Source organism: Hymenobacter sp. BT18, from assembly GCF_012273015.1.
Taxonomy (GTDB): Bacteria; Bacteroidota; Bacteroidia; order Cytophagales; family Hymenobacteraceae; genus Hymenobacter; species Hymenobacter lutimineralis.
Genome location: NZ_CP050954.1, coordinates 2,695,068 through 2,713,736 on the forward strand (window position 1 = coordinate 2,695,068; position 18,669 = coordinate 2,713,736).

Sequence of the window (18,669 nt, forward strand, 5' to 3'; positions counted from 1 at the left end):
CAGTGAGCGGCCTTTTTAATCTCTATCCGCGAGCTACCAGATTTTTACCCGGGCGCTGTCGGGGCGCCAGAGCTTGTTGGTCTGCCGCACGTTGAAGGCCTCGTAGAACTCCGGCACGTCGGCAAAGGGTCCGTTGATGCGGTACTGGGCGGGCGAATGTACATCCGTCAGGATGCTTTGAGCCAGCCGCTCGTCGCGCTGGTGCACCTGCCAGCCCAGGGCATAGCCCAGAAAGTAGCGCTGGGTAGGCGTGAGGCCCCCTATTTTCTCGCCTTTCTTGTACTGCTCGGTTTTCTTGAAGGCATCCAGGGCAATGACGATGCCGCCCAGGTCAGCAATGTTTTCGCCGGCCGTAGCTTTGCCGTTGATGTGCATGGAGTCGAGCACGGTGTAGCCGTTGAACTGGCGCACAATGCCGTTTACGCGCTGCTGGAACAGCTGCCGGTCTTTCTTGGTCCACCAGTTGCGCAGGTTGCCTTTCTCGTCGTACTGGCTGCCTTCGTCGTCGAAGCCGTGGGTAAGCTCGTGACCAATGGTGCTGGCCCCCGCGTAGCCGTAGATGATGGCGTCGTCGGCATTGGCATCCTTCAGGCCGGGAATGGCGAAGATGGCGGCCGGCAGCACAATCTCGTTGTTCGAGGGGTTGTAGTAGGCGTTGTACGTCTGGGGCGTCATGCCCCACTCGGTGCGGTCTACGGGCTTGCCCAGCTTGCTCAGCTCGAAGCGGTAGCGCCACTGGTTGGCGCGCATCACGTTCTGAGCGTAGGAGCTGCGGTCAATTTTCAGGGAAGAGTAATCCTTCCACTTGTCGGGGTAGCCTACTTTGCGGGTGATTTTGGTGAGCTTGCTCTGGGCTTTCTGCTTGGTGGAGTCGCTCATCCAGTCGAGCTGCTGGATATGCTCCCGGAAGGAGGTCATGATGTTGGCCGTGAGCTTCTCGTACCGCTCCTTGGTGGCCGGGGGAAAGTATTCTTTCACAAACAACTGGCCTAAGGCTTCGCCCAAGGCACTTTCCTCGGCATCGAGCACCCGTTTCCAGCGGGGGCGCTGCTCCTTGGCTCCCTGCAGCACCGTGCCGTAGAAGCGGAAGTTCTCCTGGTCGAAGTTGCGGCTGAGGGTAGGAGCGTAGGCGTGCACCAACTGCCACTGCAGGTAGGCTTTCCAGTCGGCCAGCGGGGCAGTTTTGAGCAGGCGGCCGGCCTCGCGGTAAAACTCCGGCTGCCCTACGATTACGGTGTCGGCTTTGGTCAGCTCCATTTGGGCCAGCCAGGGCTGCCAGCCCAGCCCCGGCGTGAGCTGGTCGAGCTGGGCAATGGTCATTTTGTTGTAGTTGGCGTACGGGTCGCGCAGGGCTTCGAGCTTGCGGGAAGAAGCTGCCAGCTTGGTTTCCAGCTGCAGCACGCGCTGGGTGTTCTGCTGAGCGGTGGCGGCATCCTGGCCCAGCAGGCCAAACATGCGCGTCAGGTGCTGCTGGTATTCCTTGCGGATGTTGCTGGTGCGGGCGTCTTTGTTGAAGTAATAGTCGCGGTTGGGCAAGCCCAGGCCAGACTGCCACAGCTGCAGCGCCATTTTCTCACTGTTCTTGGCATCTTGGCCTACATACAGGCCCAGCAGGGCGTTTACGCCCAGTGGCTGCAGGCGGGCAATGGCGGCCTGCACATCCGCCACCGACTGAATGGCGGCAATGCGGTCCAGCTCGGCTTTGAGCGGGGCCACACCCTGCTTATCAATGGTGGCGCTGTCCATGCCAGCGGCCCAGAAGTCGCCGATTTTCTGCTGGGTGCTGCCCGGGGTGGCCTGGGCTTTGGCGGCTTCCTCGCTCAGGCTGCGCAGGCGGGCATATATCTCATTCTGTACTTCCTTACCAATGCCCCAGTTGCTTTCTGAGGCCGGAATGGGGTGCTGCTTAAACCAGGTGCCGTTGGAGTAGGCGTAGAAGTCGTCGCCGGGGTGCACGGTGGTATCCAGGTTGGCCTGGATGAGGTCGGGGCCGGTGGCCGTAGACTTGCCGCCGGGCTGGCAGGCTGTAAACACGAGGCCCAGCAGCGGCGCCGCCAGCAGCCAGGGCCGCAGAATAGGGGAGAGGGTCATGGGAAATTGCGAATGGAAGAGGACGAATATAGCTCGAATGAGTTGTTTCGCGTAGCGGCAAGGACGCTGCTACCGTACCAGTTGTTGCCTGACCATGAAACTACCGCATTTACTCCTGCTCAACTTTGCCCTGGCCGCCTACCTCACCGGTCTCATCTGGACGGTGCAGCTGGTGCATTACCCGAGTTTCGCGCAGGTTGCCCCCGAGAAGTTCCAGGCATTCCATCAGCAGCATTCCACCCGCATCAGCTGGCTGGTAATGGCCCCGATGGTGCTGGAGTTGTGCCTGGCCGGGTGGCTGGCCGGGCAGGCCCCGGAACTGGGAGTGGCCCGCTGGTGGCAACTGGGGCTGGTGCTGCTGGTGTGGGCCAGTACGTTCTTCATCACCGTGCCCTTCCACAACCGCCTGGGGCAGGGCTACGACTACGTGGCCATCGACGGGCTGGTGCGCACCAACTGGCCCCGCACCCTGGCCTGGACTTTTCGCTCCGGCCTGCTGGGCTGGCTGCTGTGGAGAGGAATGTGAAAGGCAATGTGGGTAAATGAGTTGAATGTGCTTCGTCACTCTTTTATTTCCTGCTGTCCTTCTTCATTCAAAACACGCTCTCGTATTCAGCACATTCTCCCCACATTCACCACATTCACCACATTTGCCCCATGCTGCCCGCCGCCGATGCCTTCCTGCCCGAACTCCAGTTCCAGACCAGCCGCAGCAGTGGCCCGGGCGGCCAGAATGTGAACAAGGTGGAAAGCCGGGTGGAACTGCGCTTCCGCCTGCTCGACTCCCAGCTCCTGACGGACGAGCAAAAGCAGATCCTACTCCAGAAGCTGGCCTCCAAACTAACCACCGAGGGCGAGCTGCTGGTCGTAGCTCAGGAAGACCGCAGCCAGCTGCGCAACAAGGAAACGGCCCTGCGCAAGTTTCATGAGCTCCTCCGCCAGGCTTTGCATAAGCCCAAGGCCCGCCGGGCCACCAAGCCCAGCGCCGGTGCCGTGCGCCAGCGCCTAGAATCCAAGAAAAAACACAGCCAGAAGAAAGCCAGCCGGGGGCGGGTGCAGGACTGAGTGTTGCCCCCGTAGCCAGGCCGGGGCCAACGCTTCGCCCTCAGGCTGCGTACTGCCCTCTGATTGTATTCTGGAACAGCTTTCTTTTTCCTTGCTGTATGACGACTACTGCCATCAACGACTACCTGACGCTCACGCACCGCCCCGACCTGGGCATGGTGACGGCCCGCTGGACGCGGCCGGCCACTTCAACCGAGCTACGGGCAGGCTACCAGGAGCTACTGCGCTACGCCAGCGGCTGCGAAGCCTGCCGCCATTGGCTGATTGACTCGCGCCGTCGCACCCAGGTAGATGCCCGGGATGTGCACTGGCTGGCCGAAACGTTTTATCCCGCTTTGCGGCACCACCTGCATGGGCAGGCTTATCTGGCCTTCCTGATTGCGCCCTATCAGCTCGACGACGTGCAGGACGACACCCTGCCCCCGCTGCCTCACACCTACGGCGACAACTGCTCCATCAACCAGTTCGTGGATGAGGCCGAGGCCGTAGCGTGGCTTAGCGCCCAGCCGTAGCCACGGCTACCAAAAAAGAACGGTCCGGCTGCAGCGTGCAGACGGACCGTTCTTTTTTGGTATAGGAGCCTGATTACAGCAGCGTGCCGCGCAAAACCAGCGTAGCTACCGAGAAGTAAATGATGAGCCCGGTCACGTCAACCAGCGTAGCCACAAACGGGGCCGAAGCAGTGGCCGGGTCGAGGCCCAGGCGCTTGAGCAGCATGGGCAGCATGGCCCCCGACAAGGCGCCCCAGAGCACAATGCCCAGTAGGGATATGCCCACCGTTACGGCAATCAGCGGCCAGAACGGCCCGAAGTAGCCCGGATCAATGACCTTGGCCCAGAGTACGATGCGCAACGAGCCGACTACGCCCAGAATAGCGCCCAGCAGGGCCCCCGAAACCAGCTCTCGCCGCATCACCAGCCACCAGTCGGATAGCGTGAACTCGCCCAGGCTCATGGCCCGGATAATGAGCGAGGTAGCCTGGGAGCCTGCGTTGCCGCCCGCCGAGATAATCAGCGGGATAAACAAGCCCAGCACCGCGGCCCGCTGCAGGTCGTCCTCGAAGTGGTGCATGGCCGAGGTGGTGAGCATTTCCCCGATCAGCAGAATCACGAGCCAGCCGGCCCGCTTTTTCACCATATCCAGCACGGGCGTATCGAGGTAAGGCTCGTCGAGAGCCTCCGAGCCGCCCAGCTTCTGGATGTCTTCGGTGTCTTCTTCCTCCCGGATGTCCAGAATGTCGTCGATGGTTACGATGCCGAACAGCACGCCTTCGTTGTTGACCACGGGCAGGGCCACCCGGTCGTTGCGGCGGAACACCTCAATGGCTTCTTCCTGGTCCTGCATGGCCTTGAGCGACACAAACCGGCGGTCCATGATTTCGCTCACGCTTTTCTGCGGGTCGGCCAGCAGCACCTCCCGAATGCGAATATCGTCGATGAGCACGCCCCGATGGTCGGTCACGTAAAGCACGCTCAGCGTTTCCGACTGCCCGCCGTGCCGCCGGATGTAGTCCAGCACCTGCTGCACCGTCCAGCTTTCCCGAATGGCAATGTAGTCGGGCGTCATCAGGCGGCCCACCGAGTACTCGGGGTAGCCCAGCAGCTCCAGCGTTACTTTGCGCTCGGGCTCCGACAGGGTCTGAATCAGCTCCCGCACCAGCTCATCGGGCAGAAACTCCAGCAGGGCCGTGCGGTCGTCGGGCGACATCTCGTTCAGGATGTCGGTCATCTTCTCCTGCGACAGGTTGGCCAGGAAATGCTTCTGGATGTCGAGGCTCAGGTACTCGAACACTTCCGTGGCCAGGCGCAGAGGCAGCAGCCGGAAAATGATGAGCTGCTCCCGCTCTTCCTCCTCTTCGAGCAGGGCCACTACTTCGGCCGGCTCAAAGTGCTTGAGGACTTCCTTGAGCTTAAAAAACTCACCCTCCTGAATCAGGGACGTGATGGTTTCCGAGGTTGGCGTTTGAATCATCGGAACTGAGGGCGGTTATGCTTCGCTAGGCAAGCGGGTAGGTGTGAAAAATAGGCGCGCAAAAATAGGAGAAATGCCGGGGGCTTCCGCGTATCCAGCCTATTTTTCCGCCAAACAAATAGACTTCCTCCGCGAAATAAAACGGAAATAGAAGCGGGTAGTTCCCGGTTCAGCTTCCAAGTCTTTTTCGCTTTTAGGTTTCGAATGGGCTATACCTTGCAGTTGAACTGACGTACGTGCCTACATGGCTGATAATCCCCTAGGAACCCTTGTCGCGCTGGGCGGCGGCGACGATGACTCCCTGCTTTCCCTGCTCTGCGCGCAGCTGGCCGACGCTGACGCCGTCATCGAAATTATTTCGGTTGCCTCGCAGGAACCCCGGCGCACGGCCCAGGCCTACGTGCGCGCTTTCCAGGAGCAGGGTTGCGCCGGGGCCCGCTACCTCCAGATCGATGAGCGCCGCCCCGCCGACACGCCCGCCACGCTGCGCCGCCTGGCCCAGGCCCGGCTGGTGTTTCTCACCGGCGGCGACCAGGAGCTTATTACCGACTTTCTACAGGGCACCGAGTTTCTGCGCCAGCTGCAGGCGCGCTACCGCACCGACGCCGCCTTCGTAGTGGCGGGCACCAGTGCCGGGGCCGCCGCCTTGCCCGACAACATGCTCGTGAACGGCTACGGGTGGCGGGCCCTGCGCAAGGGCGGTATCGAGATTCAGCCGGGTTTGGCGCTGGTGGCGGATCTGCTGATCGACCAGCACTTTGCGGAGCGGGGCCGCATGGGCCGCCTTCTGCACGCCGTGCTGAAGCACCCGCAGAGCCTGGGGCTGGGGCTAGCGGAGGAAACCGGCGTTATTATCCGGCAAGGGCATCTGGCCGAGGTATTTGGCGACGGCGGCGTGATGGTCATCGACGGCCAGCACCTGCGCCACGGCAACTTGGCGCATATCCGACGGGGGGCGCCCATTGGCGGCCAGGAGTACCGGGTGCACCTGTTGGTAGCCGGTCAGGTTTTCAACTGCCGTACCCGGGAGGTACTGGCTACGGTGGAAACAGCCCCGGAAAACCCGGACGAAAAGGCGGAATAATAGTCGGCTAGCCTACTACCGGATGATTTTTTCTCCCTACATTTAGCTCCACAACCTCACATTCTCACCCTTACTTTTCTTATGAAGCTAAAATCTCTACTCCTGGTAGGTGGCGCGCTGCTTTCGGGCTCGGCCGCCTCGGCGGGTGGCTTCCAGGTATCCCTGGCCGGCATCAAAAACAACGGCATGGGCGGTGTAGGGACGGGCCTAGCCCTGGACCAAGCTGCTATGTTCTACAACCCCGGGGCCCTGGCTATGGTACGGGAGCGGGGCGTTCAGATAGGAGCCAATGCCACGTTTGCCCGCCAGTCCTTCCGGGGGCAGTTTGGCAGCGAAGAGCGTACCCTGCGCAATTCCGTCGTCACGCCGTTTAGCCTGTTTGCGGGCTTCGGTCCCGCCGAGGGTAAGTGGAAGGCCGGTATTGCCGTGTATACTCCCTTCGGCAGCAAGCTGCAGTACGCCGATGGCTGGGAAGGGCGCTTTGCCCTCACCGATATCGACCTCAAGTCCATCTTCGTGCAGCCGACGGTGAGCTACGCTCTCACGGAAAACCTGAGTGTGGGGGTAGGCGTGGCGGTGCTGGCCTATGGCGCCGTGAACCTGCAGCGCGATATTCCAGCCCAAAACGCCCAGGGCCAGTTTGGCCACGTAGAGCTGGACGGCAAAGCCGAAAACAAAGTCGGCTTCAACGCGGGTATCTACTTCAAGCCTTCTGAAAAGCTGAGCGTGGGTGTATCCTACCGCTCCAAGATTGACGCGACCGTGAAAGGGGGCGACGTAACCTTCTCCAACCTGTCGGCTGCCGCTACGCCCAGCTTCCGGGCTACCGAATTCGATGTAACCATTCCGCTGCCCGCTACCACAACCATTGGTATCGGCCTGATGCCCACCGAGAAGCTCACGCTGGCCCTCGACGTGAACCACGTGCAGTGGAGCCAGTACCGCTCCCTCGACTTTAAATTCAACAACAACGTGGGTGGGGCCGGCATCACCAGCTCCAGCTCCAAGCGCTTCTACGAGGATGCCCTCACGTTCCGCCTGGGTGGGCAGTACGCCCTCACCGACGCCTTCACGGTGCGGGCCGGTGGCGCCTACGATATGTCGCCGGTGAAAGACGGGTACGTGACGCCGGAAACGCCCGATGCCAACCGCGTGAGCGGCACGCTGGGCGTATCGTACAAGGCCGGGGAGCATTTCTCCGTGGATGTTTCGACGCAGTTTGTGAGCCTCGCGAAGCGCACCCAGACCCAGAGCGACCTGCTGAATAACGGCACGACGGACCGGGTGGCGGGAACTTACAAGACGAACATTGTGATTCCCGGTATCGGCTTCAACTACAACTTCTAAGCTTCCCTCCCCTGATTCCCATGTATAAGATCTTTAAAAATACGCTGCCAGGCCTGGCGTTGCTGGGGCTGGTGCTCGGGGGCTGCCAGCCGGAGCTGGAGGCGCCCAAAGCCGACAAAGGCTCGGCTGATTTCTCCAAGTACGTGGCGGTAGGCAACTCCCTCACGGCCGGCTACCAGAGCGGGGGCCTTTCCAACGCCTCGCAGGCCAACTCGTACCCGGCAATGCTGGCTATGCAGTTCAAGAAAGTAGGCGGCGGCGACTTCGTGCAGCCCTCGTTTAAAGCCGGGCAGGAAAACGGCAGTGGCTACCTGTCCTTGGCGGGCTTCAATGCCAATGGCACCCCCCGCCTCGTGCCGGTTACTACTTCCCTGGCCTATACCGGGCAACAGCTGCCTAGCGGCCAGAACCAGCTTACCGCTTACGAAGGGGCTCAGCCCAATAACCTGGGGGTGCCGGGCATTTCGGTAATTTCCAGTGTATCGGCCCTGACGGGTGGTTTAGCGCCGTACGGCGCTATCAACCCGTTCTTTAACCGCCTACTGTCCGGCACGGAGGTCCTGACGACCGACTACCTGACCTACATCGGGCGGGCTACGCCGACGTTCTTCACGTTCTGGCTCGGCAACAACGACGTACTGACCTATGCCACCAACGGGGGCGTGGCCAGCGCAACCAATCCCTTCAGCGGCCTGTCGGATACCACGCGCTTTGGTATTGGCTACCGGGCCCTGCTGGGCACCATCTCCAAGAATGGCACGGTGAAAGGTGCCGTGGCCAACATCCCCGGCGTAACGGCCCTGCCGTACTTTACCACGGTGCGCGTGGCGGCCATCAATGCCAGCATCAAGGCCAACCCGGCCCTGCCCAATGCCGCTTTGGCCGGGCTGTACATCACCACGGGTAAAGGCGAAGTACGGGCCGCTACGGCCTCGGACCTGCTCGTGCTGACTTCGACCAGCGTGATTGGTACGCCTTCGACCGACGCCAACAATCCGTTCCCGGTAGGCGTGGGCTACGCGCCTACCCAAAGTAACCCGCTGCCCAGCCAGTACGTGCTGGATGCCGACGAAATCAGCGCTATTACCACCCGCACGGCCCAGCTCAACAGCATCATTGCCAAATCGGCCCGGCAGTACAAACAGCCGCTGGTGGATATGGCCACCCTCTTCACGGGCATCTCGGCTAATGGCATTGCTACCAATGGCGTGACCAACACCACGAGCTTTATTTCCGGCAACCTGTTCTCTCTGGATGGCGTGCACCCCACGCCCCGTGGCTACGCCGTGGTAGCCAACGAATTCATCCGGGTTATCAACCAGACCTACGGAGCTTCGGTGCCCTTCCTGAACCCGAACGAATACCCCGGCATTCCGCTGCCATAAGTAGCGGCCACGCCTTTTCGAAAATCCCCTCTTTCCAGCAGAAAGAGGGGGTTTTCTGCTTTAAGGCCGTTCCTACCAGAATATGTGAGGCCGCTAGGGGGCGTTTCCGGGAGCAGCCCCCCGATGATGTGAGGTCCCGCGATTGGAGGCGGGCCTGGGGGTAAGGTACCTTTGTAGTGTTCTGATAAAGATAATGTTATCGGACGCGCTTCTTTCTTTTCTGCTCCTGCCAACCTCCCTCACTACTATGAAAACATTGCTGAACACGCCCTTGCTGGCGGCCCTGTTGCTGGCCGGAACCTTTGCTGGCTGCGAAAAAGCCGGGCCGGAAGTAGCCCCCGCGCCATCCAGAACCGACCTGCTCACGGAGAAAGACTGGAAGCTGGCCGCCGAAACCGTGTCGCCGGCTTTCCCTACCGAGGAAGGCGAATTGATTACCGACGTATTTGCCTACATGCCGGAGTGCGACCGGGACGACCTGATGCACTTCGACCGCGCTAAAACCTGCGCGTTGCGGGAGGGCGCTTCGCAATGTGCCAGTGGCCCCCAGCAGTTCGCGGGTACCTGGGCGTTTGAGGCCGATGATACCATTCTCCGCACCAACCTGCAGACGCTCGGCGCCAGCAGCTTCAACGTGCTGCGGCTGTCGGAAACTACCTTGCAGCTTAAGGGCATCCGCACCATCGATGGCGTAGATTATACTTACGTGTACACCTACGCCAAGCAGTAGCGCCCGGGGTGCCACAGCTCCTTTTTCAGCCGCTTTGCCCATGGAAAAACGGCCGGGGAAGGACTTGATAATGAGAAAAATATCCGTAACATAGAGCAGCGGGCGGCCGGTTAGTGGCTGCCCGCTGCTACTGCTTATTCTATACGGCTATGGGGTGGATATCTGAGCATATCCAGGATGCTGGCTACGGCGGGTTCCTGGCTTTCCTGCTCTTGTCGGGGTGCCAGGCGGCAGAGGAACTGCCGCGCCCGCTGACGAAAGCCGACTACCTGATCGGGAAAGACTGGGCGCTGGCCAGCGTGCAGGTGGATCCGGGCTTTGAGCGCGGGCCCGATATCATCACCGATTTGTTGCCCTACTACGAGGCGTGCCGCCGCGACAATAGCTGGCGGTTTGAGGCGACAGGACAGTTTTGCTTCGACGAAGGGACCAGCCGATGTACCGCCTACGACCCCCAGCGCATAGCCGGGCATTGGGCCTTGACCACCGATGAGCGCAAGCTGGTGCTGACGGTGCACGACGATAACGTGGTCCTTAACCTGGGGGCCGTAACCAGCCAGCGTCTGCAGCTGCTCAGCACCCTCCGGGAAGACGGGGAAGTCTACACCGTTACGGAAACCTACCTACCCCGCTAGCCCCGCGTGGGGCTAGTAGGCAATGGGCTGTTGCACGGCCGGCAGTGCGGGCGTAGCTTCCCCGGCCAGCCGGGCGGCAATTACCTGCGCGTGGTAGCGGCCATTCTCAATAAACCAGCGGCTGGTGTTGAGGCCGCCACACACCGTGCCGGCCAGGTAGAGTCCCGGACGGTTGGTTTCCAGGGTATCGGCGTCGTGGGTAGGGGTCTGGGCGGCGTCGCCCTGGCAGCTGATGCCCAGGGCCGTCAGAAACCGGAAGTCGGGGTGGTAGCCGGTGAGGGCGTAGACGTGCTGGGCCGGCAGGCTGCGCAGCCCCTCGGGCGTGCGCACTTCCACCGTGGTAGGCGTGATGCGCTCCACGGTAGTGTTGAACAGGGCTCCGATGCGGCCTTCTTTGATTCGGTTGAGCAGGTCGGGCCGAATCCAGTACTTCACCGAGTCGCTGATTTGGGCGCCCCGCACGACGAGAATCGGACGAGCACCCGCACGCAGCAGCTGCAGGGCGGCTTTGGCGGAGGAGTTTTTAGCCCCCACCACTACCACGTCCTGGTCGGCGTGGGCGTAGGGTTCTTTGTAGTAGTGCGTTACATGGGGCAGCTCCTCGCCGGGCACGTTCAGGTAGTTAGGCACATCGTAGAAGCCCGTGGCCACAATCACGTAGCGGGCCCCCAGGCGGCCTTTCTCCGTGACTACCTCGTAGCGCCCCACCTCTCCTTCCAGCCCCGTCACGCGCTCATACAGGCGAAGGGTAAGCTGCTCGGCAAAAGCCACGCGCCGGTAGTAATCGAGGGCGTCCTCGCGCAGGGGCTTGTAGTGCAAAGTTGTCATGGGGTAGCCGCCTATTTCCAGCAGCTCGGGCGTGGAGAAAAACTCCATGTTGGTCGGGTATCCAATCAGGGAGTTGACCAGGGCGCCTTTATCCACCACGCAGGCTGTGAGCCCGCGGCGCTGTACCTCAATAGCACACGCCAGGCCTACCGGCCCAGCGCCAATTACCACTACATCAAAAGAAGAAAAAGAAGAATCAGCCATACGCAGCTACTACCACGAAGTGGCGGGTTGGGTTTGGAGAAGTTTCGGCTCCGCTAATCAGTTTACATGCCTGGGCGCACGTTGGCATACCACTCCGGCTGGGTGAAGCCAAGAAGCAATAGTATGTCGTCTTCCTAGTGTCCGGCTTCTACGCTGCTACCTCGGCCGCCGAAGAGGCGGGTGCGGCGGCTTTGGGCGCCGCATCAAACAGGAACTCGTTGAGGCGGGCACGTAAGTCGGCTGGGGCCAGGTTGCGGAACACTTCCCCGCTGCGCACCAGCGAAATCTGGCCGGTTTCCTCGCTCACCACCAGCACCACGGCGTCGGTTACCTCGCTCAGGCCAATGGCCGCGCGGTGGCGCAGGCCCATCGAAGCCGGCACGTCGGGGTTTTCGCTCACGGGCAATATGCAGCGGGCTGCCTGCAGCCGGTTGTTGGTAATGATAACGGCCCCGTCGTGCAGGGGACTGGTTTTGTTGAAAATGCTCATCAGCAGGCGTTTGCTGATGGTGGCATCAATCAAGTCGCCGGAGTCGGCGTAGAGCTGCAGGTCAGAGCCCAGAGTGAAGGCAATGAGGGCGCCGGTGTTCTTGCTGGCCAGGCTTTTGGCCGCTTCCACAAACGGGGTGATGTTCATCTTCTCGGCGGCCGGGTCGCGCCGCCACGCAAACATGCGCATGCGCTCAAAGGTGGTAGCCTTGCCAATGGTGAGCAGAAACCGCCGGATTTCCTGCTGAAACAGGATGATGCTGGCCAGCACGCCCACACTCATAAACTGCCCCAGAATGGTGGTCAGCAGCTCCATCCCCGCCGCCCGCACTACTAGGTAGAGCAGGTAAATCGACATCAGCCCCAGGAATACCTTGAGCGCCACGCTGCCCGTGAGCAGCTTGTAGAGCTGGTAAAATAGCACCGTCACCAGCAGCACGTCTACCACGTCCAGCCAGCCGATGCGCAGGAAGCCGATGGAGAAGGAGCCAATCACGAGGAGGAGGGAATAGGGTAGGAGTTCAGCACCAGCTTGATGGTTTGTACGGCCTCGGCCACGTCGTGCACGCGCAGCAGCCGGGCTCCATTGAGCAGGGCCATGGTATGGACGGCAATGGTACCCGTCAGGGCTGCATCGGGGGTGAGGCCAAGCGGCTTGTACACCATCGATTTGCGCGAGACGCCCACCAGCAGCGGCAAGCCCAAGATGTTTAGCTCGGGCAGGCGGCGCAGCAGCTCGTAGCCCTGCTCCGAGGTTTTGGCAAAGCCGAAGCCAGGGTCCAGCACCACATCCACCACGCCCGCGGCGCGCAGCTCGGCCAGCTTGGTGCGGAAGAAGCGTACCATCTCCAGCAGCAAGTCGCTAGAGTAGTGGGTGTGCTGGGTCATGGTTTGGGGCGTGCCGCGCAGGTGCATGAGCACGTAGGGGACGCCCAGGCGCCCGGCCGCATTGAGCAGCTCCGCGTCGAGGGTGCCGGCGCTGATGTCATTGAGGATATCGGCGCCCAGGGCCACGGCTTCGGTAGCCACGGCGGCCCGGAATGTATCGACTGATAAGAAGGCTTCGGGAAAGGCTTCGCGCACGGCCTGGATGGCGGGCAGTACGCGGCGCTTTTCCTCGTCCTCGGCTATATCCTCGGCGCCCGGGCGGGTGCTGTAGCCACCTAGGTCGAGTACGGCGGCCCCGGCCTCGAGCATCTGCTCGGCCCGGCGCAGCAGGTCGTCGGTAGCTTGCACGCGGCTGCCTTGGTAGAATGAATCCGGGGTTAGATTGAGGATGCCCATGACCTGTGGCCGGCGCATATCGAGCACACGGCCGCGGGGGCAACGCAGGGTTTGCCTCGCCGAAAAGCACGTATCTTGCGCAACTGTCGGGTTCATGAGCACGGGGATGGAGTACGGCGCTGAAACGGCCGCTACGGCCGCAAAGTTGGTAGATCTGCCCGAAACTGCCGGACCCGGAAGCCCGGTATGATCCTAAGTTTTTAAATCTAGCCTGAAAATCTTGCACAACCAAACCCAGCACGAGTACGACCAGGTAATCAGCCAGTGCCGGGCGCTGTTTCTGGCCAAAACCCACGACTACGGTACCGCGTGGCGCATTCTGCGGCTGCCTTCCGTTACCGACCAGATCTACATCAAAGCCCAGCGCATCCGCTCCATTCAGGAGAAAGGCACCCAGCTGGTGGATGAAGGCATCGAAGGCGAGTTTGTGGCCATTGTGAACTACTGCCTGATTGCGCTGATGCAGCTGCGCCTACCCGCGGATGCCCCTCTGGAGCTGGACGTAGCCGAAGTAACCGCCGCCTACGACCACGAGGTAGAGCTTACCCGGCAGCTGCTGTTTGCCAAAAACCACGACTACGGCGAGGCCTGGCGCCAGATGCGCATCGAAAGCATCACCGATATTATCCTGATGAAGCTGCACCGCACCAAGCAGATTGAGGATTTGGGTGGCCGCACGCGTGTGTCGGAAGGGGTAGAGGCCAATTACCGCGACATGCTGAACTACGCGGTGTTTTGTTTGATAAAGATGGGTCTTGGGGGCTTGGGGTCTTAGGATCTTGGTTTTGTTCTGATCACCAAGAAAACCGGGTAGCCCCGGCGCTGGGTGTGTGGGGCTGGCCAATGTTTTGGCGTACTTTGTCCCGAAAAGTCTGCGAAGGCTGCTGTTCAGGAAAACACAGACCGTGCGTAGGCAGTATGTGCACCGGGCAGCTGTCCAACCCAAGACCCTAAGACCCCAAGATCCCAAGACCCTACTATGAGACAAATCACGCGCATTTGCTGGCTGCTGCTGGGAGTGCTGTTTATCTTTTCGGGGCTGATCAAGCTAAACGACCCGGTGGGCACGGCCCTTAAGCTGGAAGAGTACTTCGAGGTGTTTGCCCAGGACTTCGGGCGGTTTTTTCTGTCTTTCAAGCCCCACGCCCGCACCCTTTCCCTGGTGCTTAGCTCCCTGGAAGTGATTCTGGGCGTGGCCCTGCTGCTGCGCTGGCACCTGCGCAAAACGCTCTGGACGCTGCTGGTGCTGCTGGTGTTCTTCACCTTCCTCACGTTCTATTCTGCGGCCTTTAACAAGGTTACCGACTGCGGCTGCTTTGGCGACTTTATCAAGCTCACGCCCTGGACCTCGTTTAGCAAGGACCTGTTCCTGCTGCTGCTCTGGGCCGTGGTGTTCTTCAACCAGAAGCACCTGCGGCGGGTATTTGCCAAAGGCACGCCCGGCGTCATCTACATTACCGTGGCGGCGGCCGTTTCCGTGGGCATTGGCGTGTATGCCCTGGGGCACTTGCCTTACTTCGACTTCCTGCCTTACAAGGTGGGCAACGACATTGGGAAGCTGATGAAACCCTCGGCGGCGCTGCGCTACAAGTACATTATGGAGCGCGGCGGCCAGACCCAGGAGTTTACCGACTACCCCACGGACACTACTTGGAAGTTCAAGCAGATGGTGACGCTCAACCCCGAGGCCGCGCCGAAAATCACCGACTTCCGGGTGTGGAACGACGAGGGCGACTTTACGCCCCAGCTGCTGCAGGGAAATAAGCTGGTGCTCGTGATTCAGAACACCGACCACGCCGACCGGGACCGGTTTACCACCATCAACCAGCTGGTGCAATCGGTGGACTCCTCGCGCAAGAAGATTGATTTCCTGGTGGTGACGAGCAGCAGCCCCGCCGAGTTTGATGCTTTCCGCCACGAGGTGAACTTGGCGGCTCCGTTCTACTATGCCGACGCTACCGTGCTCAAATCCATGATTCGCTCTAACCCGGGCTTCGTGTTGCTGAAAGACGGCGTGGTGAAAGGCAAGTTCCACTACCACGATATTCCCAGCCGCGCCAAAGTAGAGGAGCTGTTGTAATAGGGTCTTGGGGTCTTAGGGTCTTAGGGTCTTGGTTTTCGTTTAATAAAACAACGAGTCGTTGTCAATCGGAACGTAAACCAAGCCCCCAAGACCCTAAGACCCTAAGACCCCAATCCTGAAAAGATGATTGGATTTCTGTTTCGGCGGGTGTGGCAGGGGGCGCTGGTGCTGATTGGGGTGGCCCTCACGGTATTTTTCCTGTTCAACGTGCTGCCCGGCGACCCAGTGGCCCTGCTGGCCGGGCAACGCTCCGATGCGGCCACCCGGGCGGCCATTGCCGCCGACCTGGGCCTTGACCAGCCTCTGCCGCTGCAGCTAGCGGGCTACCTGAACGACGTGTCGCCGCTGGGCCTGCACCCCCACGACTCCGCCGGCGTGGCCAAGTATGGGGGCTTGGGCTTGCTGCCCCTGGGTGAGAAGACACTGGTCTTAAAGCTGCCGTACCTGCGCCGCTCGTTTCAAAGCAACAAGGAAGTACTCAGCATCCTGGTCGACCATTTCACGGGCACGCTCTGGCTGGCCGTGGCGGCCATGGTGCTGGCCGCGGTGGTGGGCATTGTCTTGGGCATAGTAGCGGCCCTGCGCCCGCACTCCTGGCTTGATCGGGCCCTGATTTCGGTGTCGGTGCTGGGCATTTCGGTGCCTTCGTTTGTGGCGGCCATTCTCATTGCCATGACGTTCGGGTTCTACTGGAGCCACTGGACGGGCCTCAACCTGACGGGGCAGCTCTACGAAACCGACCCCTTTACCGGGCGTCACCTGGTGCTGCGCAATTTGCTGCTTCCCGCTTTTGCCCTGGGCATCCGGCCGCTGGCCGTGATTGTGCAGCTCACGCGCAGCTCCATGCTGGAGGTAATGAGCCAGGACTACATTCGAACGGCGCGGGCCAAGGGCCTGTCCGGCTACCGCGTGGTGGTGGGCCACGCCCTGCGTAATGCCCTCAACCCGGTAGTCACAGCCGTATCGGGCTGGCTGGCTTCTCTCATGGCGGGGGCGTTTTTCATCGAGTACATCTTCAACTGGAAGGGACTGGGCACCGTCACGCTGCGGGCCGTCGAAAACCTCGACTTCCCGGTGGTAATGGGGGCCACCATCTTTATTGCGGCCATCTTTGTGGTGGTGAATATTGTGGTAGACGTGCTCTACGCTGTGCTGGACCCCCGCGTGAAGCTGAGCTGACGCGGCCTTCTTTCTGACTCCTGACCCCTCGTATGAAAGCCTTTATCTTCGACCTGAACGGTACCATGATTCACGACATGGACTACCACACCCAGGCCTGGCAGCAGCTGCTCAACGATGAGCTGGGCAGCGGCCTGACCTGGGAAGAGGTGAAGCCCCAGATGTACGGCAAAAACCAGGAGGTCCTCGGGCGGCTGTTTGGGCCGGACCGCTTCACTGCCGAGGAAATGGACCGGCTGGCCCTGGCCAAGGAAAAACGGTACCAGCAGGCGTACCGCCCGCACCTGGCCCTGCTGCCAGGCTTGGGTGAGTTTCTGGAAAAAGCCCACCAGCGCGGCATACCCATGGCCATTGCTTCAGCGGCTATTCCGTTCAACATCGACTTTGTGCTGGACAACCTCAACATCCGGCACTACTTCCAGGCCGTGGTCAGCGCCGATGACGTGACCTTTAGCAAGCCCCACCCCGAAACCTTTCTGAAAGCCGCCGCCCAACTCCAGATAGCCCCGGCCGAGTGCCTAGTGTTCGAGGACGTGCCCAAAGGCGTAGAAGCGGCGCAGCGGGCCGGCATGCCCGCCGTGGTGCTTACTACTACCCATCAGGCCCAGGAGTTTGAGCTCTTGCCCAATGTGCTGCATTTCTCCCCAGATTTTCAGGATGCCTTTTTCCAGGGCCTCGTGTAGGGCCTTTTAGCTGCCCGGGGCTACCTTCGGCCCCCTTGGTTTTCCTTCACTCTAGCCTTTTCCTACGCTATGCGCCTGTTTCTGATTGGGATGCCCGGAGCCGGTAAAACTACCCTGGGCCGGGCACTGGCCGTGCGGGGCGGCCTGCCTTTCCGGGATCTGGACGAAGAAATTGTGCAGCGGGAGCAGCGCACGGTGGCGGAAATCTTTGCGGCCGAAGGAGAGGACTATTTTCGCGAGGTGGAAGCGCGGGTAGCCCGCGAGCTGATAGCGGAGCACCCCCGGCTGGTGCTGGCTACCGGCGGCGGGGCGCCTTGCTTTCACGGAACCATGGACGCCCTGAAAGCGGCGGGCCTAACCCTGTGGCTGGATGTGCCCGTGCCGGAGCTGGTAGCCCGCCTGCAGCACCAGGCCGCTTCCCGGCCCTTGCTGGCCGCCTTGCCCGATGCGGAGGCCCTGAAGCTGCGCCTTTCTGAAACCATAGCCGCCCGTACAGGGTTTTACGCCCAGGCCGAGCTTCGGTGTACGCCCCCGGCCTGCACGCCCGAAGCGGTGTGGGCGCTGGTGCAGCGCTATACCGCCACGGCATAATTCAATGGCCCCGGTGCGCATGTGCGCGCTGGTGGCTACTTTTGCGTTTTGAAACCTTCGTTGCAGTACCATGGAACAGAAAGCTGCCCCAACCTCGGGACAACTGCATAAACCCAAGCACAAAGGCTCTGCCCAGCTGTTTGAAAACCCGCTGCTGGAGCGCCTTACCCATACCCACATTGCGGCTCCCCTCAGCATTTTCTTTAGCGTAGCCGCCGTGAGCCTGTACTACAGCCTGAGCCAGGGCCTGTTATCGGGGCTTTCGGCCTTTGGGCTGTTTTTGGGCGGCTGGTTTCTCTTCACGTTCGTGGAGTACCTGATGCACCGCTACCTCTACCACCTGAAGCCCACTACGCCTAGCCGGGCCAAGTTCCAATACACCATGCACGGGGTACACCACGAGTTCCCGAAAGACAAAACCCGTCTGGCCATGCCGCCTATCCTGACGGTATTCGTCACCTCGCTGCTGTTCTTTATTTTCCGGTTCACCTTCGGCAATGCCGGGTTTGGGGTGCTGGCGGGCTTTGTGTTTGGCTATGCCTTGTACTTGTTTGTGCACTACGCCATTCACGTGTACTCGCCGCCCAAGAACTTCCTGAAGTTCTGGTGGCACCATCATGCCCAACACCACTACCGCCAGGATGAAGTGGCCTTCGGCGTATCGACCACACTCTGGGACCACATCATTGGCACCATGCCGGAAACCCGGAAAGCCAGCTAACCAGCCAGATGGAACAAAGAAAAAGGGAGCCGATAGGCTCCCTTTTTTTGTGGGTATGGGTGCTGCGAGCTACCGGCGGCGGATTTTGTTTAAAAGCCACCAGATGAGCAGCACGAGGAGTACCGCGCCGATAATGCCCGTCAGGGCGCCGGCTTTAAAAATGTCCCCGATAACCTCGCAGCTGCTCAGGGAAAAGGTCAGGACGATAAGCAGGCTCAGAGCCAGCATGGGACGAAAGGAGTTCATAGGGGAGTGGTTTCGGGAGAGAAGAGAACGGGGCTGCCCGCGTGGGCTGCTTT

At 60.9% G+C, this 18,669-nt stretch carries 20 protein-coding genes; 14 read left to right on the plus strand and 6 right to left on the minus strand.

What is annotated here, in order from left to right:
- Positions 1-33: 33 nt before the first annotated feature.
- Positions 34-2,091: a M13 family metallopeptidase gene (locus HER32_RS11375; RefSeq protein WP_168681954.1), complete on the minus strand. Its 2,058-nt coding sequence runs from the start codon at positions 2,089-2,091 to the stop codon at positions 34-36.
- 94 nt (positions 2,092-2,185) lie between these two features.
- Here HER32_RS11375 and HER32_RS11380 point away from each other — a divergent pair, with 94 nt between their 5' ends.
- The 3 genes from HER32_RS11380 (at position 2,186) to HER32_RS11390 (ending at position 3,668) form a co-directional block, all read left to right on the plus strand.
- Entirely contained in the window at positions 2,186-2,617 is a 432-nt protein-coding gene (locus tag HER32_RS11380) for a hypothetical protein (protein WP_149071085.1), read from the plus strand.
- Between the two features lie 131 nt (positions 2,618-2,748).
- The gene (arfB, locus tag HER32_RS11385; RefSeq protein WP_168681955.1) at positions 2,749-3,156 is read left to right on the plus strand and encodes an alternative ribosome rescue aminoacyl-tRNA hydrolase ArfB; all 408 of its coding nucleotides are present in this window, start codon (positions 2,749-2,751) and stop codon (positions 3,154-3,156) included.
- Positions 3,157-3,254: 98 nt separating this feature from the next.
- Positions 3,255-3,668: a hypothetical protein gene (locus tag HER32_RS11390; protein ID WP_149071087.1), complete on the plus strand. Its 414-nt coding sequence runs from the start codon at positions 3,255-3,257 to the stop codon at positions 3,666-3,668.
- A 73-nt stretch (positions 3,669-3,741) separates the two neighbouring features.
- On the opposite strand, the gene mgtE is transcribed toward HER32_RS11390, so the two are convergent.
- On the minus strand, positions 3,742-5,127 hold the full coding sequence (gene mgtE / locus HER32_RS11395) for a magnesium transporter (protein ID WP_149071088.1): 1,386 nt from the start codon (positions 5,125-5,127) through the stop codon (positions 3,742-3,744).
- A 244-nt stretch (positions 5,128-5,371) separates the two neighbouring features.
- Between mgtE and HER32_RS11400 the strand changes: the two genes are divergently transcribed.
- The 5 genes from HER32_RS11400 (at position 5,372) to HER32_RS11420 (ending at position 10,308) form a co-directional block, all read left to right on the plus strand.
- A complete protein-coding gene (locus HER32_RS11400) occupies positions 5,372-6,211 on the plus strand; it encodes a cyanophycinase (protein ID WP_149071089.1) in 840 nt (279 codons plus the stop codon).
- 81 nt (positions 6,212-6,292) lie between these two features.
- Positions 6,293-7,558 (plus strand): OmpP1/FadL family transporter, encoded by a 1,266-nt coding sequence (locus HER32_RS11405; protein WP_149071090.1) that lies wholly within the window; start codon positions 6,293-6,295, stop codon positions 7,556-7,558.
- A 20-nt stretch (positions 7,559-7,578) separates the two neighbouring features.
- Complete coding sequence (locus HER32_RS11410) at positions 7,579-8,943, plus strand: SGNH/GDSL hydrolase family protein (protein ID WP_168681956.1); 1,365 nt, start codon at positions 7,579-7,581, stop codon at positions 8,941-8,943.
- A gap of 247 nt (positions 8,944-9,190) precedes the next feature.
- On the plus strand, positions 9,191-9,673 hold the full coding sequence (locus HER32_RS11415; RefSeq protein ID WP_149071092.1) for a hypothetical protein: 483 nt from the start codon (positions 9,191-9,193) through the stop codon (positions 9,671-9,673).
- Positions 9,674-9,822: 149 nt separating this feature from the next.
- Positions 9,823-10,308 carry a hypothetical protein gene (locus HER32_RS11420; RefSeq protein WP_168681957.1) on the plus strand — a complete coding sequence of 162 codons (486 nt, stop codon included), beginning with the start codon at positions 9,823-9,825 and terminating at the stop codon, positions 10,306-10,308.
- A gap of 12 nt (positions 10,309-10,320) precedes the next feature.
- Here the strand turns inward: HER32_RS11420 and HER32_RS11425 are convergent, their stop codons facing one another.
- The 3 genes from HER32_RS11425 to folP all read right to left on the minus strand — a co-directional run bounded on the left by HER32_RS11425 (position 10,321) and on the right by folP (position 13,113).
- Positions 10,321-11,340, minus strand: a complete 1,020-nt coding sequence (locus HER32_RS11425) for a YpdA family putative bacillithiol disulfide reductase (protein WP_168681958.1) — start codon at positions 11,338-11,340, stop codon at positions 10,321-10,323.
- A 148-nt stretch (positions 11,341-11,488) separates the two neighbouring features.
- Complete coding sequence (cdaA, locus tag HER32_RS11430) at positions 11,489-12,325, minus strand: diadenylate cyclase CdaA (RefSeq protein WP_149071096.1); 837 nt, start codon at positions 12,323-12,325, stop codon at positions 11,489-11,491.
- Positions 12,322-13,113 carry a dihydropteroate synthase gene (gene folP, locus HER32_RS11435; protein ID WP_232066234.1) on the minus strand — a complete coding sequence of 264 codons (792 nt, stop codon included), beginning with the start codon at positions 13,111-13,113 and terminating at the stop codon, positions 12,322-12,324. The genes cdaA and folP overlap by 4 nt, the downstream gene beginning before the upstream one ends.
- Positions 13,114-13,333: 220 nt before the next feature.
- Between folP and HER32_RS11440 the strand changes: the two genes are divergently transcribed.
- The 6 genes from HER32_RS11440 to HER32_RS11465 all read left to right on the plus strand — a co-directional run bounded on the left by HER32_RS11440 (position 13,334) and on the right by HER32_RS11465 (position 18,370).
- A complete protein-coding gene (locus HER32_RS11440) occupies positions 13,334-13,888 on the plus strand; it encodes a DUF1599 domain-containing protein (protein WP_149071098.1) in 555 nt (184 codons plus the stop codon).
- 204 nt (positions 13,889-14,092) lie between these two features.
- On the plus strand, positions 14,093-15,193 hold the full coding sequence (locus HER32_RS11445) for a BT_3928 family protein (RefSeq protein WP_149071099.1): 1,101 nt from the start codon (positions 14,093-14,095) through the stop codon (positions 15,191-15,193).
- A gap of 126 nt (positions 15,194-15,319) precedes the next feature.
- Entirely contained in the window at positions 15,320-16,375 is a 1,056-nt protein-coding gene (locus HER32_RS11450; RefSeq protein ID WP_168681960.1) for an ABC transporter permease, read from the plus strand.
- Between the two features lie 32 nt (positions 16,376-16,407).
- Entirely contained in the window at positions 16,408-17,058 is a 651-nt protein-coding gene (locus HER32_RS11455; RefSeq protein ID WP_168681961.1) for an HAD family hydrolase, read from the plus strand.
- A 69-nt stretch (positions 17,059-17,127) separates the two neighbouring features.
- Positions 17,128-17,649 (plus strand): shikimate kinase, encoded by a 522-nt coding sequence (locus HER32_RS11460; RefSeq protein ID WP_168681962.1) that lies wholly within the window; start codon positions 17,128-17,130, stop codon positions 17,647-17,649.
- A 70-nt stretch (positions 17,650-17,719) separates the two neighbouring features.
- On the plus strand, positions 17,720-18,370 hold the full coding sequence (locus HER32_RS11465; RefSeq protein WP_149071103.1) for a sterol desaturase family protein: 651 nt from the start codon (positions 17,720-17,722) through the stop codon (positions 18,368-18,370).
- 69 nt (positions 18,371-18,439) lie between these two features.
- On the opposite strand, the gene HER32_RS11470 is transcribed toward HER32_RS11465, so the two are convergent.
- On the minus strand, positions 18,440-18,616 hold the full coding sequence (locus HER32_RS11470; protein WP_168681963.1) for a hypothetical protein: 177 nt from the start codon (positions 18,614-18,616) through the stop codon (positions 18,440-18,442).
- Between the last annotated feature and the right edge of the window lie 53 nt (positions 18,617-18,669).